Below are 16,150 nucleotides of genomic sequence, written 5' to 3' on the forward strand. Positions count from 1 at the left end.
TCCAAAGTAGCAGATTTTCGAAGGGTAGGACAGGCTGTCCAGCCTGTCCAGAAAGATTTCACCTTGGCCAGACAGACAGATAGGACAGACTAGACAGTCTGTCCTACGAGGCGTTTGAAGCAGAAAAAAACATGAACCCGAACATGAAGGACTTTTCATGACCTCAAAAAAGAACGATCCGATTTGGGAAACTATCCGGGCGGAAGCGGCCGAAGAGGCAAGAAACGAACCCATGCTGGCAAGTTTCCTCTATTCGGTCGTGTTGAACCATAAAAGGCTCGAGGATGCGTTGAGTTATCTGCTGGCCAGTAAACTCGGCAGCGACACCGTGCCTTCCGTGACATTGCGCGACCTGATTGACGATGCCTTCGCCGGCGATCCCTCCATCGGCGAGGCCATTCGCGCGGATATCGAAGCCGTCGTGACACGCGACCCGGCCTGTCGCGGCTACTCCGTGCCTCTCCTGTTTTTCAAGGGATTTCATTCGATTCAGGCCTATCGTGTCGCGCATTATTATTGGACACGCGACCGAAAACCGCTGGCCCTCTATCTGCAAAGCCGGATTTCGGAGGTTTTCGCGGTGGACATCCATCCGGGCGCCCGGCTCGGCAAGGCGTTGTTGTTCGATCATGCGACCAGCGTGGTCATCGGCGAAACCGCCGTCGTGGAGGACAATTTCTCCATGCTCCATGAAGTGACCCTCGGCGGCACGGGCAAAGCCGGCGGCGACCGCCATCCCAAGGTCCGAAAGGGCGTGCTGATCGGCGCGGGCGCAAAAGTCCTCGGAAACATTGTAATCGGCGAAGGCGCGAAAATCGGCGCCGGCAGCGTTGTTCTCGAAGATGTGCCCCCGCATTGCACCGTGGCCGGCGTACCCGCGCAACCCGTCGGGTATCCGGCCCAGGCCTTGCCCGCCCTTGAGATGGATCACCGAATCAAGACGGACCGGGAAGACGCATGAAAGGCGTCGCGGAACAGCCCGATGCCCCATTCGGGGGATTGCAGGGCAAACGATGAATTTACGTCCGCTGTCCCCGATTCCCGATCCGGCGATTCGCGAAACGCCCTGCAAAACCATCCTGAACAAATGCGCAATTGCCGACTATTCGCTCAATTGCTATGGCGGCTGTGCGCATGCCTGCGCTTACTGTTATGCGCGTTTCATGCAACGGTTTCACGCGCATCCGGAACCATGGGGCGGTTTCGTGGATGTCAAGACCAATGCCGTCGAGGCGCTTGAACGCCAAGTCCGCCGCCTTCCCCCGGGCCGGGTCTTTGTCAGCAGCGCCTGCGACGGATGGCAGCCCATCGAACGCGATCGCAAACTCACGCGTGCCTGTTGCGCGGTCCTGCTCGATCGCGGTTTCCACGTCGGAGCCTTGACCAAAAGCGCGTTGATCCGGCGTGATTTCGATCTCTTCGCCGGACGCGACGCGACCGTCGGCGTTACCGTTACGACCCTCGACCCGCATCTTTGCGCGCTTTGGGAACCGCGCGCCGACTCTGTCGTTGAACGATTCCGCGTCGTGGAGGAAGCGCATGCGGCGGGTATCGAAACATCGGTCATGTTCGGCCCCCTGCTTCCCTTTCTTTCGGACAAACCCGATCATCTGCATGCGTTGTTCGAACGCGCCGCGGCCGCCCGCGTGGACCAAATCACCGTGGACGCGCTCAATCCGAGACCGAAAGTATGGGAATCGGTCTCCGCGCTTCTTCAACGGCATTTTCCGGATCTGCGCGAGCGATACGCCGCCATCCTGTTTTCCCCCCGGGTTCGGGGACCCTATCTCTCGGCGCTCCGCCAGCGGGTCTTCGTCGCCGCTCAGCGCTTTCATCTTGCCAACCGCGTTTCAATCTGTTTTTGACAGGGTTTCCATCCGCAGGCCGGATCTGTTACATTATCTATGTCGTTCAAGGCGTTCCTAGGGGTGTTTTCATCTGTGCGTGAAAAGATCCCATGGATCACGGGAGAAAACAATATGGCCATGCAAGTCGCAATTCGAGACAACAAACTTTGCATCGAAATTGACTTGGAGGAACCCAAACCGTCCGCCTCCGGCAAGACGCTGGTGGTTGCCAGCACGCGAGGAAATGTGACAACCGAGGCGCAAATAAACGGCAAGCCCGTCGTGCTCGGATTGAATGCCTATATCAAGCCCTGAGATCGCATGAATTCATTCGCGCAATCGTAAGAGCGGCGTGGAATTCCGAATCGGCTGGATCCCGAATGCGTATGCCGAATTGGAATTGGCGTCACAAGCCCGTGTCGTGGGGCGTCCGTCATGACGTGGAGGTCTTTGGCAATGCGCAGAGAAATGTGGACCATTGTGGCGGCCGCGGCGATCTTCGCCGCTTGGGCCGTGGGGGCGGAGACGCTGTCCACCCGGGATTCGGACGATAAAACGGCCCTTCACAACTGGATGTGCCAAAAATGCAGCGTTATCGTCCAGTCTAAAAATCGGCCGTCCGCAAGCGGTTGCCCCTCGAACAAACACCACCAATGGAACGATCTGGGAGAGACCGGCGATACAACCTTTCAATGCAGAAAATGCGGTGCCCGCGTGGAATCCAAGGAAAAGCCTTCGTCAAGTTATTGTCCGTCCGGCGGACACCATCAATGGAACCGCCTAACCCGATGAAAAGACGTCGCTTCGAGGATTGTCCGCCATTGCCCTGCCCCGGCTGTATTGCGTAAACTGGCAACCGAGGAGCGCATGCGATGGACGACACGTTCGAGGTAATGGCCGGTTATTACCAGCATTTCGACGCGGATTTCACGCGGGACGTGCCGGAAGAAGGCTTTGGCGGCTGGAAAAAGGCCGCCGTGAAATTCGCGCGAAATCACACCGCCGTCGTGGTCATGCATGCATGGGATGCCGGCACGCGCGAACAATTTCCCGGATGGTACCGCGCCGTGCCGTATATTCCACGCGCGCAGGAAATTGCCCGGTCGGTGTTTCCAGGACTGTTGTCGGCGGTCCGCGCCTCGGATCTGCCCTTGTTCCACGTCGTGGGCGGTGGCGACTACTACAAGGATTTGCCCGGCTACCAGTACGCCGTCACCCTTGCCGGTCCTGAACCGCCACCTTTGGGACGTGTTTCCGAAGACCCGGCGCGAACGGCGCTCGACGCTTTCCGCGCCGCGAACGTCTTTGTGGGGCCACACAATGAAGAAGACGTTAAAAAAGGTTTTGCGAAACTCGATTTCATGCCCGAAGCGCGGCCGGTCGCGGGGGAAGGCATTGCGGAAAATGGGCATCAACTTTTCGCGCTTTGCCGGGAAAAAAACATCAATCATCTTATCTATGCCGGCTTTGCCATCAACTGGTGCCTCTTATTGTCGCCCGGCGGCATGGCCGAAATGCAGCGCCACAATGTGATGTGTTCCGTGTTGCGGCAAGCGACGACCGCCGTCGAGAACGGCGCCACGGCCCGGTTTGAACTCTGCAAGGAAATCGCGCTCTGGCGCATTTCGCTCGCGTTCGGGTTTGTGCTCGATGTGGACGATTTCATCCGCGCCTTGCCGCCCCGGAGGGGGGGAATTCTGTAACCTCTTGCGCTTGCGATGGTAATGTAATCGGCATCGGGATGGATGCGTTTGGAGACAATGTTCATGTTCGGCTCGCGTGCGGTGTTGGTTTTGTGCGGCATCTTGGCCGTGGCGTCCTTGCCCTGCCTAGGGGATGACCTGTTTACCCTGCATAACAGCGGATGGAAAGCGGCGAAATGGGACTCGTCGGATTTGACGCGGATTTGGGCGAAAGACAGCCCCGGCATTCAACAGGATTCCGCAACGTATTATCCCACGGCGGTGGCGGCCAGCGGGGGGTATCTCTACTTCCTTTACAACAGCGGCAAAACCCTCGGCGCTTTTGCGGCATCCAATTTCGCCCAAGCCTCCATTTCGGCGGCTCCGTCCTATTCGTCGAGCGGTTTCACGTATTATCCGCGGGCCTTCGCCGTCAACCGCGGGTATATCTATTGCCTTTTCAACAACGGCCTGAAAATCGGCAAGTACAACGTCTCGGATCTGGCCCCTGTCTGGTTCAAAGACGGTCCCACCCGCGGGAATGACCGCGCAACCTCCATCGCCGTGGCGGACGGCTTTGTGTACGGGCTTTTCAGCAGCGGACAATACATCGGCAAATTCAAGGAATCGGATCTGTCGCAAGTTTGGATGAAACCGTCCCCGTTTGCGTCGAGCGGCTACTTGGTGATCTATCCCGTTGCCTTGGCGGCGGCCAACGGACAACTCTACTGCCTCTTCAGCGGCAATGAACGCCTTGGAAAATACAACGCGGACAGCCTCTTGCAGACATGGCTGTACGAGGCGCCTTATCTCATTCAGGGAAGCACGAAAAACTATTCGTCCGCGATTGCCGTTGTGGACAGCACGCCGCCCACGGGCGGCATCGTCATTGCGGAGGGCGCCGCTTATACGGCCACGCGATCGGTGACGCTGGCCTTGTCGGCGGATGATGGCCCTGGCACGGTCACGCATATGCGTTTTGGGACCGATGGAACCACATGGCAGGCATGGGAAACCTTTGCCACGAGCAAAACCTGGACACTTTCCACCAGCGACGGAAACAAGACGGTGTACGTCCAATTCAAGGACGCGGAAGGCAACCTGTCGCCGGCGTATAGCGACAGCATCGTCCTGGACACCTCCAAGCCGGCCGGGTCGGTGCTGATCAATAACGGCGACGCGTATACGCAGTCGCGGAACGTGACGCTGACCCTCGCCGTAACCGATTCGGGCAGCGGTGTCGGCGACATGCGCTTCGGAAACGACGGAACCTATTGGAGCAACTGGGAAACGGCGGCATCGTCGAAAGCATGGGTCTTGTCGTCGGGCATGGATGGCGTTCGTAAGGTCTATGTCCAATGGCGAGACAGGGCCGGTAATGTCTCGTCTTCGGCCTATGCCGAAATTCAACTCGACACGATAGCGCCGAATCCGCCCGTCATTACGACCAATGGCGGAAACGGGGCGGGCGTGGACTACACGACCGCCAACCGGGATCTCGTGCTGATTGGAACCTGTTCTTCGGATACTTTCCGCATACTCGTCAATGGCAGCGCCTCGCGCGTAAGTTATCTTGCAACCAGCACCAACTGGAGTTATTCCGGCACGCTGCGCCTGGGAGCGAATACGTTCAGCGTCGTGGCCACGGATCGCGCCAATAACCAGTCCACGCCTGACACGATCACGATCACGCTCATGGCGGGCGAAGGAGAGGGCGAGGGGGAAGGTGAAGGAGAAGGCGAGGGCGAGGGAGAGGGTGAGGGGGAGGGGGAAGGCGAAGGCGAGGGCGAGGGAGAGGGAGAGGGCGAGATGCCGATGGTCGTTCTGTCTCCAATGGATGCTTCGATTTTCTACACCGGTTCGAGCCATGCGAGCCTGGCGTTGCCCTTGCTGGCCGCCGCTCCGCCGAACACGACGTCCATTGCCTATGCCGTTGACACGCTTCCCGCCGGGTTCGCCACGAATGCCCCGTTCATGGTCACGAAAAGTTTCTCGCCTTCCACCAACGCCGTGGGCATTCACACGGTCAAGGCGCTGGCCTCGCGAAGCGGATATCTGTCCCTGTCGGGCGTCTCCCGGTTTTCGGTGGCCCTTGCGCCCGACGGGAGCGATACGGACGGCAACGGTTTGCCGGACTGGCCCTTTACCATTCTTGATCAGGCCGGCGATGGCTGGGTGCATGCGGTAGACGTTTCCGGACTGGGAAGGCGCGGCGTCATGCTGGTGCGTTTTGGCCGCGAATCCGGAAACAACACGGATGTTCCCGCGACCATCGTGCTGGAACGTCCGGGAAACGTTGCGCGATCCGTAACGTTTTTTGCGCCGCGGACCCTGCTCGCCGAGAACGAAAGCGGCATTTTGGTCCTTCTATCCGGCGATACCCTTGCGCAATTGGCCGGCCCCGACAACGCCGACACGTTGGCCACTCTCCCCGAAGATTTCAACCTTGTTTCCGGCGGCCAATATATCGCCTGCGGCATTCTTATCTCCACCGACAACGGCCTGACATACGAAATGGCGGATGCCGCCCGCTTGGAGACCATGCCCATTGAAATCCGCATGCAGGGACTCAAATATCGAAGTGGTTCCGAAAGGACTTTTTTTGTGCATCCGGCAACCTTCGCACACCAAGAAACCGCCGGGTTACAATTCCAACCCGTTGCGGGCGACTGGACAACTGCGCCCATTGCCGCTTCCTCAACCGGCACGGCATCGTTATCGGCCTATTTGACCGGTTTTGGCGTCGTTGCACCCTTTGAAACCGGCGGCGAAGGGGAGGGCGAAGGAGAGGGCGAAGGAGAAGGGGAGGGAGAAGGGGGGTGTCTACCGATCGCATCCGTTTCCGGTAGGGGACATTCCGGAAACGGTCCGGCCGCTCCATTTACAGCCGACGCCGTCCTATTGTTGATTGCTGCCGCGGCATTGGCCATGATGCGGCAACACCGCATGCCCATCCACGTCCAGAATTAAGCGTTTTGTGCTAAATAACATTATTTCTGGATTTTTTGCGTGTCTTTCACTATAATTTCTATGGAACGCGAGCAGGCGGGTATTTTGTAGCGGATCGTATTGTGCGTTTTGGTTAAATCCATGTGGTATTCGCCCCATACAGAGAGAGCAATGGTAAGACCGCGCATATTGGTAGTGGACGACGAAGAACCGATCCGGCAAGCGGTGTGCCGCTGGTTCGGCATGAAGGGTTTCGACACGGACGAGGCCACGGACGGGCTGAATGCTTTGGAAAAATGCGCCCAAGCGTCCTACGATGTAATAACGATGGACATCGAAATGCCGGGGCTGGGCGGGGCCGAAATCATCCCCATCCTCAAGGAAAAATATCCAGAAGTGATAATCGTGGTGCTCACGGGATATGCCGGAAGCAGCCGGGAAACGTGGCGCGCGCATGTGGACGGCGTTTTCAGAAAGCCCTTCCCGCTCAAAAATCTCGAGGTGGAAATCCGTTTGTTGCTGGACAAAACCAACGGCTAACGTTTGAGAAAACCGTGGTAGGCGAGCCACGCGATACAATGTCCCGGCCATGTGGACAAGACCGGATCGTCCCCGCCGAGTCCGAATCCGTGTTCGCCCTTTTCATAGAGGTGCAATTCCGTCTTGACGCCCGCCCGGCGCAAGGCCAGATAGAGCATCACGCTGTTTTCCGCCGGCACTCCGCTATCAGACCCCGTGTGGACGAGGAACATGGGGGGCGTCTCCGTCGTGACCTGCCGTTCGTTCGACAAGAGCGCGACAAGTTCCTTGGGAGGATTTTCGCCCAACAGGTTGGCGCGGGATCCCTTGTGGCCGAAGGGTCCATCCATCGTGACGACCGGATAAATCAGCACGGCAAAATCGGGGCGGGAACTCATGCGCTCAATGGGATCGTCCGCTTGGGCGTTCCCCTGCTCGAAATGGGTCGCGGCGGTCGAGGCCAAGTGACCGCCCGCTGAAAAACCAAGGATGCCCAGACGATCCGGTTCGATGCGCCACGCCCGCGCATTTCGCCGAACGGTGCGGATGGCGCGTTGGGCGTCCTTCAAGGGAACGGGATGCCGGTAGGGCGCCACGCGATAACGCAGGATAAACGCCGATATTCCGTTTGCGTTGAGCCAGTCCGCCACCTGATGGCCCTCGTGATCCATCGCCAGTCCGCTGTATCCGCCGCCGGGACACACGATTATCCCGGTACCGGTGGCCTTGTCGGAAGGGGCGGGAAAAACGAGCAGACAAGGCGTGTCCGCCTCTTCGCCGCCCAAGGCGTCTGGGGTTCCCGCCGGCCACAACAAAACCGTTTCAGCCGGTTCGGACGCATGCGCTGTCATACAGGCAAAAAGAACCGCTGTCATTATCAATGTCCACATCGTCATGTCGTTCATCCTTCTTTGCTTCACGTGAAATTGATAGTATACACATTCATTGGGCCGGGAGCATGTCACCGATCGTCCGTGCCGCGTGTCTGAATCAGGAATTCTGTTTCTTGTTTGAACAAATACGGGAGCGGACATGGGTATGGATCGAAGAAAAAATGCGCGGGATGGCTTTGCCGTTCTGATTCTGTTGTGGGCGATGGCGGCGGCCATGTGCGCGGGGCCGATGTGGCAAGCATTCAAATTCGGCGGACGATACTTCAGCACGGCACGGCTTGAGGTTGTGCCGTTGCCGATGGGATCCTTGTGCCCGCCTATGGACCAAAGTCCAAGGCTGTCCGCTTCCACTCCCGTCGAAGAGACAACAGGCGCCGTAGCCCTTGAATTCGACGCATCGGGGGAACTCATGGGCCGCGAGAATGGCATGCCCACCCTGCATCCGCGCGTGGCCATCGCCAAACTCCATGTCGGCAGAGACATCGAGGAAGTCAACCGGGCCATTTGCTCCGTTACGCCATGGAAAGGCAGCGGTTCCTCGTGGATATTCAATCCCAGCGGCAATTATGACTTTGTCGAGGTTGATTTGGTCTCGCTGCTGTATCTTTTCCGGGATCGTCCTGACAGGCTCCACCCGGAAACAGCGCGCTACATCGTGGATGTTCTTCTGATCGAAAACGGCGTCGTGCCGCGCCCTTCGCCGCCGCGCACGCGCGGCCTCGTCACCGAAACCGAAAATCATATCCTCATGACGGAGGGCGCGCGGTATCTGAAAAACCAGTGGTATTTCGAGCGGGGAACGGATGAACAGCGCGGCCGGCCGGAATTCGACAACGATCGCAACGGTTTGGGCGAATGGCTGCTGGATTATCTGCGCGATATTCAAAATGCCGGTTTCTACGAGTTCAATTCCATTCCCTACATGAGTTTTACCCTGCGCGCCCTGCTCAATCTGGAGGCGTTTCCCCGAAACGCGGAACTCGCCGCCACCGCAAGGCATATCCTCGACATCGCGAATTGGCAATATGCCCTAGGCAGCCTCGATATCCGCCGGTGTGCGCCGTTTCGACGCCAGCCCCGGCGCGCCGGCCTGACCGATCTACAGGCGGACGAGCATACCCCGTTCATGTGCGTTTGGACCGGATACAACACCGATCCGGCCAAACTGTACGCTTCGGTGCGCGAAGCGACGATGGCCGCCGTCATGCCATACCGCCTTCCGAAAGCCGTCCGCGAATGGACACTCGCAAAATCCAGCCCCTATTTTGTCCGGTTTGGACATGGCCCGCAGGCGTCCCCCGAAATTTACAGCGGCGGGCCGGATTACCTTATCAGCGCGGGCGGTGTCGCAAGAGGATGGCGGTCGCAGATTGTCGCCCGCCCCACGAGTCTCATGCTACGCGACGGCGCCGGAGATCTCCGCGGCTGTTTTCAGCTGACGGGCCGCGGTCCCTACACGGAATGGAACAACACGGGCGTCTGCGATCGGTTCGCATGCACCAACGGCACAGCCATCGCACCGGAGGGCCGGGAAGCGGCGTTCATTTCGGGGCCATGGTCAATCCATGCAATTCCCGAAGCGCCCCATTTTCTGGTGGCCATGGCCAACGGCCCTTCCTTTGCCCTGCTGGCCCTTTTCCCCGAATGGAGTTCAACGCCGGAAGAACTCGCCAAAGCCCTTTCCGCGGCAAATCCCAATGAAACCGATCTCGCGCACGCGTTCCGTTGGCCGGACGGCAACACGGTGGAATTCGATGTGGATGCGCCGAAGGGGACGTGGGTTATTTCGGCCATCGCCGGAAAACCCGTCGATCGCGACTACGACCGTTGGCCTCAAATGGACGGCGAGGGGCCCCAAATCCTCTTCGAACGTTAATGAGGGAACATACGTATGCCGTTTACTATACAAGTGTTATTTTGCTCCGTGGGATGCCGCTCGGCTATAATTTCGCCTGTTCGTTATTCGACAGAAGGAGACGATGAATATGAGCAATGCCATGGAACTTACCAGCGCCAATTTTCAGGCAACGGTTGCAAACGGCGTCACTTTGGTGGATTTCTGGGCCGAATGGTGCGGTCCCTGCCGCATGATGGGGCCGGTCTTGGACGAGATTGCCAAGCAATATGCCGGCCGCGCCACCGTCGGCAAGGTCAATGTGGACAATGAAGGTGACTTGGCGGCACAGTTCGGAGTCAGCAGCATACCGATGCTGGCCATCTTCAAGAACGGCCAAGTGGTCAAACAATTCGTCGGCGTAACGCCCAAAGCGGAATTGGCCGCGGCATTGGACGCCGTGTTGACCTGATTGGCGCCTGTATCTTCGTTTTGTTGATTCTTAAAACATCAGATGCCGCAAAATATAAAACAAGGAGTTGTTTTGCCATGACACCCAAAGTAGTTGCCGTTGCCGGCGCGACCGGCCTCGTCGGAAACCGCATGCTCCAAATGCTGGAAGAACGCGACTTTCCAGTAAAGTCCATCAAACTTCTGGCCAGCGAGCGCTCCAAGGGCAAGACGCTCACGTTCCGCGGCGAACAGATTCCGGTCGAGGTGCTTTCGGAAGACTCTTTCAAGGGCGTCGAAATCGCCCTGTTCAGTGCCGGGGGCGGAACGAGCAAGAAGTACGCGCCTTTTGCGGCGAAAGACGGCTGCGTCGTGGTGGACAATTCCAGCGCTTGGCGCATGGACCCGGATGTGCCGCTTGTGGTCCCGGAAGTCAACGCCGATGACATCAAATGGCACAAGGGCATCATCGCGAATCCGAACTGCTCGACCATTCAGATGGTCGTTGTGCTGAAGCCGATCCACGATGCCGCCAAAATCGAGCGGATCGTCGTTTCGACCTATCAGGCCGTGTCCGGCGCCGGCATCAAGGCGCTTACCGAAATGCGCGACCAAATTACGGCCGTCCTCGAAAACAGGGAGCCGGTCTGCAAGGTATTCCCGCATCCAATCGCCTTCAACTGCATCCCCCAAATCCCGCAGAGCGACGCCTTTACCGAGAACGGCTACACCTCCGAAGAAATGAAAATGGTCAACGAAACCAAAAAGATCATGGGTGACGACTCGATTCGCGTCAGCGCCACGACCGTCCGCGTACCGGTGCATACCGGCCATAGCGAATCGGTCAATATCGAAACGCAGCGCAAGATCACCGCGGCCAAGGCCCGCGAGATCCTCTCGACGGCCCCGGGTGTGGTCGTTCTTGACGATCCCGCCAACCAAATCTATCCCTTGGCCATTCATGCCGCGGGCAAGGGTGAAACCTTCGTGGGACGTATCCGCGAGGACATCTCGCAGTCGCGCGGACTTGACCTCTGGATCGTCGCAGACAACCTGCTCAAGGGCGCGGCGCTCAACGCCGTACAAATCGCCGAGCTTTTATAAAGGGAAAAGAACACAAAGAACCCCAAGGGCTGCTCCCGCGAGACCCCGTGTCGTAGGTGTTTTTCCTTGTAAGCCCTTGATTAAATTGTGTTTATGAGATCCTTGCGGCGGGAACCGCCGGTTTTTGGCCATTCAGCGTGAACCATTAAAAAGCCTGCTCAATGGAACATGGCGATTTCAAGTATGTCTTTGGCCCTGTGGTATCGAGGCGGCTGGGGCGTTCGCTCGGCGTGGACGTTGTGCCCTTCAAGACGTGTACCTACGACTGCATCTACTGCCAGTTGGGTCGCACGACTTGCCTAACCCTCGAACGCGGCGACTTTGTTCCCCTTGATGAGGTTATCGCCGAACTGAAACGTAAAATTGAATCGGGCGTTGCCGCCGACTACATCACGATTGCCGGCTCGGGCGAGCCGACGCTGTATTCGCGCCTCGGCGAACTGATTCACGGCATCAAGAAACTGACCACGATACCTGTCGCCGTGTTGACCAACGGTTCGCTGCTCTGGGATGCGGATGTCCAGAAATCGTTGCTCGAAGCCGACGTGGTCATCCCATCCTTGGATGCCTCAACACCCGAATCGTATCGCACGGTCAACCGGCCCTGCGCAGACATTCCATTTGACAAAATGATAGGTGGTCTGGTTGCTTTTCGCGAACGTTTCGGCGGGCAATACTGGCTCGAAGTCCTTCTTTTGCAAGATGTTGCGGAAAATGAAAACGAAGTCGAACGTCTCGCCGGACAGGTTGCGCGCATCCGGCCCGACCGGGTGCAGCTTCACACCGTGGCCAGGCCATCGCCGGGCGGTGAAGCCCGTCCCGCTACCCGTGAATGCCTTGAACGCATCGCGCTCCGGCTCGGTCCGAACGCCAAGGTTGTCATGCCGTCCAACGACGCCCATTCATTGGATGCAACCGGACCCGCCGCCGAAGCGCCCCTCCATGAGGTTTCCGAAACGGATATTTTTAATCTTCTTCTTCGGCACCCCTGCACCGTGGCCGATATCGCCGCCGGCCTACATGCCGACACGACCGCTGTTCAACGAAGCCTCGATGCGCTTCTTATCCGGCAGGCGGTTCGTAAAGAAAACCGGAACGGCGAAACATTCTACCTTGCCTTGATTTGACATCGGGCAGCGGTTTTGGGTAGAATCCAGCTTTCGTAGCAATGGCTAGCTGTCGTCCCACCTGGATAGTGGTACTAAGGAGGACCAAGCAATGCTTGAACTGCTCGCGTTGATGATCATCTCGCAGCAGCCGCTACAGCATGTGGCCCAGGGCAAGGCCTCGTATTACACGGTCAGCAGCAGCGGAGTCAGAACGGCCTCCGGAGACCGCTTGAACGACGCCCTGTACACCTGCGCCATGCGTAAGGGCGATTTTGGCGCCTATTACCTTGTTGTGGCGGAGAACGGGAACTCGGTCGTATGCAAATTGAACGACCGGGGGCCCTATACCAAAGGTCGCGTCGTGGATCTTTCCGAAGCGGCTATGCGGCAATTGGATACCGATGCCGGAATTCTTCCCGTCAAAGTCTATCGGATTGACTTTGACGGCGTCCGGGACCTTTTCGGACTGCGATAAATCCGGTCCTAAAAGACCTTTTACTGTATCCGAAGTGCCGTAAAGCGCCTGAAATTCGGCCTTTTTTCGTTCGGATTCAGGCTATTTCAACGGTTTTCCGCCGTATTCACCTGTCAACGTTTCGAGAAATTTCACGATAGCGGCGGTTTCGGATGCCGGCAATGTCTTGCCGACCATGAATTTCGCCATCACATCAACCGCCTCGACCAGTGTTTTTGCCGTTCCGTCATGCAGGTACGGGAAAGTCAGGGCGATATTGCGCAACGTCGGTACTTTCAGTTTGAAGCGATCCGTTTCCTTGCCGGTGACGTTGAACCGTCCAAAATCCGGCTTTGCGGCCGGAGTGCCGCGCGCCGCAAAATAGTCGCCCTTGCGTCCCAATTTTTCGAACGATTGTCCCCCCAAGAGTTTACCCACATGACACGTGGCGCACGAGTGTTTCAGGAAAAGTGCATGCCCCTCTTGTTCCTCGGCGCTCAAAGCGCTCTTCTCGCCGGCGAGATAAGCGTCGAATCGGCTATTGGGGGTAATCAGCGTGCGTTCAAAGACCGCGATGGCCTCGGTAATCGTTTCCTTGCCGTAACCTGCCGAGTACACCGCATTAAAAGCCTGCGTAAATTCTTGATCCTGCTGGAGTTTCGCAATGGCCTCGGGCCAGTTCGAGGCCATTTCGATCGGATTGTTCACGGGACCGTCGGCCTGTTCTTCCAGGGTGGCGGCCCGGCCATCCCAGAACTGGACAAACTGAAAACCCGCATTAAGGACCGTCGGCGCGTTGATGTCTCCCATTTGCCCGCCGACTCCTTCGGAAAATTGCTTTTGATCGGTCCCTCCCTTATCCAATCCGTGACAGGAGGCGCAGGCGATGGTGTTGTCTTTCGATAACCGCTTATCGTGGAAGAGTTTGTCGCCCAAGGCCACCTTGGCGGGATCTTCCTGGTGGTTCTTTGGAAGGGGTTGAAGCACTTGTCCGGCAAGTTCCGCCGGAACTCCGGGCGTGGCATAGTGTTTCTTCCGCGTTTCCACGATCCATGCCTGCAAATCCCGTTTCTCTTCGGCTGTCAAGGCGCCGTTCCAGTGAAGCGCCAAGTAACGCATCGGCGGCATCGTTCCCTCTTGGATGACATATTCGTTCTTAGCCAATGCGACTTCCGAAGCGGGCTGGCCGGGCGTGCGCAGTTCCTCTTGCAAGTTCAAGTATTCCGTGCCCAGGCGAATGTCCATTTCGATGATTTGTTTGGCCACAGGAAACCGGGCATAAAACGGCAAGACGTATTCGGCCGTATGGCAATTGACGCATTTTTTCCCGAGAATGTCCAAGGCGCGGTCGGAGACGGGATCGCCTGACTTAGCGGCCAAGAGCGAGTTGTTTTTCGGCAAGCCAACGAGGAGGTTCGAAAGCGGCAATGCCAATCCGCCCAATCCGCCCAATACCGCCAACAACAAGACAACGACTACCATACGTTTCATGGGAACTGCTCCTTCTTCATTTGGCGTTTGCGATCAATTACAGATTACATCATACAGCCCGAAAGCCGCAAAAAATACTCCGATGGTTCAAATTAAAACGTAAAATAGATGAATTCCTTGTGCTGAAACACTCCAAAAAGGAAAATAGCCCATAAGAGTCCCGAATAGGCTGTCCAACGAACGGCGACCGGTTGTCGTAACAAGGCTTCTCGAACACTTCCGTGTTTTTCTTGAAACCAGTGGACTGCCGCGACTATTCCCAGCATCGCGCCTACAATGAGAAAGTCGTCGCGTCCCAATCCCATGGAAAGCAACGCATGCCCCAATCGTGCCGGTTCCGTCACGATATCCCAACCGCCAAAGAGGTTTCGTATCACTTCGAGCGCCTGACCGAGGGAGGACGCGCGGAAAAAAATCCACGCAAAACAGACAAGGGCAAAGGTGAATGCGCCTTGCACGAGACCCAGGAGGCGCGGACAACGATTGATGCCCATTATCCGAACTACGGCGGCGCGCAAGGAGCGCAGCAAGCGTCCGGCTATCATGTAACCGCCGTGCAAAGCGCCCCAGACCAAAAAAGTCCAGTTCGCGCCATGCCATAGTCCGCTCAATAGGAAAACAAGGGTAATGACGGCGCACCACCGGAAGACGCTTGTCCTGTTTCCGCCCAGCGGGATATAGATGAAATCACGGAACCACGTGGAAAGCGAGATATGCCAGCGCCTCCAGAAATCCGCGACGGACGTGGCGAAGTAGGGGCGCCTGAAATTGGTAGTAAGCCGAAATCCCAGCACTTGGGCCGTCCCGACGGCCATATCTGAATAGCCGGAGAAGTCGAAGAATATTTGGAAGGCGAAGAATACCACGGCAAGCGCGATACAGACGCCAGGATATTGCGATGGATGATGGAAGACTTCGTCCACAACCACGGCAACACGGTCGGCAATCACGACCTTCTGAAACAATCCCCATGCCATCAGTTTCAATCCATCGGTGACGCGCGCATAATCGAAGCGGACGAAGGGCAATAAACCCATCGAAAGGTTCGATGCCTGCATCCTGAATTGTGGGATGAGGTTCTCGGCCCGTTCGATGGGACCGGCGACCAGTTGCGGAAAGAAGCACACAAAACAGGCAAAAACGCCCAAATGGCGCTCGGGCTGGACCGTCCCACGATAGACGCCGATGGTGTAGGTCAGGCTCTGAAACGTGTAAAAGGACAGGCCCACGGGCAGCAGAAACCGGCTTGCCGGCAGATGGATGCCGATGGGTTCGAAAAGCGGCTGCAACGCATCGTTGAAGAAATTGTAGTACTTGAAAAAAAAGAGCAGCCCCAAATTCGCGCATAGACTCAGGATTAGGCTACCCTGCCGGACGGACCGATTCGGCGCCGCGCCCATCATCAGTCCCGACGCATAATTCACAAGGGTCGTAAAGACAATCAGGAGGACGTAGCCGGGTTTCCAACAAGCGTAGAAGTAATAACTGGCCGCCAGCAAAAAACACCAGCGAAAACGGCGGGGTATCGCAAAATAGCACGCCGCCACCACCGCGAAAAACACCATGAAGCGCGTCGAATTGAACAGCATGAAAACGATTGTATCCGGCTATGCCCGGCGCGGGCAATCATGGGCGAGCAAGGGTGCGGAATATCCTGTGAAAATTTTTCAGGCTGGGACGCTGAACGTTCGCGATCAAGGTGAAAAAAACACGCGGCAAGGCTCTCCTTCGGGAGCAATGCCGCGCGCGCAAATACGATGAAACTGTCCCGCCCGCGCTGGAATTGGACTTCTCCGGAGGCAAGAATGTGTAGACAGC

The 16,150-nt window shown here is 57.4% G+C and carries 14 protein-coding genes; 11 read left to right on the top strand and 3 right to left on the bottom strand.

What is annotated here, in order from left to right; genetic code table 11:
- Positions 1–157 precede the first annotated feature (157 nt).
- The 6 genes from cysE to P5540_01595 all read left to right on the top strand — a co-directional run bounded on the left by cysE (position 158) and on the right by P5540_01595 (position 7,018).
- Positions 158–961: a serine O-acetyltransferase gene (gene cysE / locus P5540_01570; protein HRT63488.1), complete on the top strand. Its 804-nt coding sequence runs from the start codon at positions 158–160 to the stop codon at positions 959–961.
- Positions 962–1,013: 52 nt separating this feature from the next.
- The gene (locus tag P5540_01575) at positions 1,014–1,865 is read left to right on the top strand and encodes a radical SAM protein (protein ID HRT63489.1); all 852 of its coding nucleotides are present in this window, start codon (positions 1,014–1,016) and stop codon (positions 1,863–1,865) included.
- A 114-nt stretch (positions 1,866–1,979) separates the two neighbouring features.
- Complete coding sequence (locus P5540_01580) at positions 1,980–2,162, top strand: hypothetical protein (GenBank protein HRT63490.1); 183 nt, start codon at positions 1,980–1,982, stop codon at positions 2,160–2,162.
- A gap of 557 nt (positions 2,163–2,719) precedes the next feature.
- Positions 2,720–3,550, top strand: a complete 831-nt coding sequence (locus tag P5540_01585; GenBank protein ID HRT63491.1) for a hypothetical protein — start codon at positions 2,720–2,722, stop codon at positions 3,548–3,550.
- Positions 3,551–3,613: 63 nt separating this feature from the next.
- The gene (locus P5540_01590; protein HRT63492.1) at positions 3,614–6,499 is read left to right on the top strand and encodes a hypothetical protein; all 2,886 of its coding nucleotides are present in this window, start codon (positions 3,614–3,616) and stop codon (positions 6,497–6,499) included.
- Between the two features lie 150 nt (positions 6,500–6,649).
- Positions 6,650–7,018 carry a response regulator gene (locus tag P5540_01595; GenBank protein HRT63493.1) on the top strand — a complete coding sequence of 123 codons (369 nt, stop codon included), beginning with the start codon at positions 6,650–6,652 and terminating at the stop codon, positions 7,016–7,018.
- Here P5540_01595 and P5540_01600 read toward each other — a convergent pair.
- Positions 7,015–7,893 carry an alpha/beta hydrolase gene (locus P5540_01600; protein HRT63494.1) on the bottom strand — a complete coding sequence of 293 codons (879 nt, stop codon included), beginning with the start codon at positions 7,891–7,893 and terminating at the stop codon, positions 7,015–7,017. The two genes, P5540_01595 and P5540_01600, sit on opposite strands and share 4 nt — an antisense overlap.
- A 142-nt stretch (positions 7,894–8,035) precedes the next feature.
- Between P5540_01600 and P5540_01605 the strand changes: the two genes are divergently transcribed.
- The 5 genes from P5540_01605 to P5540_01625 all read left to right on the top strand — a co-directional run bounded on the left by P5540_01605 (position 8,036) and on the right by P5540_01625 (position 12,862).
- Positions 8,036–9,766 (top strand): hypothetical protein, encoded by a 1,731-nt coding sequence (locus P5540_01605; protein HRT63495.1) that lies wholly within the window; start codon positions 8,036–8,038, stop codon positions 9,764–9,766.
- A 109-nt stretch (positions 9,767–9,875) separates the two neighbouring features.
- Positions 9,876–10,196 carry a thioredoxin gene (gene trxA / locus P5540_01610; GenBank protein HRT63496.1) on the top strand — a complete coding sequence of 107 codons (321 nt, stop codon included), beginning with the start codon at positions 9,876–9,878 and terminating at the stop codon, positions 10,194–10,196.
- Between the two features lie 77 nt (positions 10,197–10,273).
- Positions 10,274–11,278 carry an aspartate-semialdehyde dehydrogenase gene (locus P5540_01615; GenBank protein HRT63497.1) on the top strand — a complete coding sequence of 335 codons (1,005 nt, stop codon included), beginning with the start codon at positions 10,274–10,276 and terminating at the stop codon, positions 11,276–11,278.
- Positions 11,279–11,439: 161 nt separating this feature from the next.
- Positions 11,440–12,405, top strand: coding sequence for a radical SAM protein (locus P5540_01620; protein ID HRT63498.1), 966 nt, complete (start codon positions 11,440–11,442; stop codon positions 12,403–12,405).
- 91 nt (positions 12,406–12,496) lie between these two features.
- The gene (locus tag P5540_01625; protein ID HRT63499.1) at positions 12,497–12,862 is read left to right on the top strand and encodes a septal ring lytic transglycosylase RlpA family protein; all 366 of its coding nucleotides are present in this window, start codon (positions 12,497–12,499) and stop codon (positions 12,860–12,862) included.
- Positions 12,863–12,943: 81 nt separating this feature from the next.
- On the opposite strand, the gene P5540_01630 is transcribed toward P5540_01625, so the two are convergent.
- Both P5540_01630 and P5540_01635 read right to left on the bottom strand, forming a co-directional pair.
- Positions 12,944–14,332, bottom strand: a complete 1,389-nt coding sequence (locus P5540_01630) for a cytochrome c peroxidase (protein HRT63500.1) — start codon at positions 14,330–14,332, stop codon at positions 12,944–12,946.
- Between the two features lie 92 nt (positions 14,333–14,424).
- Complete coding sequence (locus tag P5540_01635; protein ID HRT63501.1) at positions 14,425–15,921, bottom strand: MBOAT family O-acyltransferase; 1,497 nt, start codon at positions 15,919–15,921, stop codon at positions 14,425–14,427.
- Positions 15,922–16,150: the final 229 nt, after the last annotated feature.

This window comes from Candidatus Hydrogenedentota bacterium (assembly GCA_035450225.1).
Classification (GTDB): domain Bacteria; phylum Hydrogenedentota; class Hydrogenedentia; order Hydrogenedentales; family SLHB01; genus DSVR01.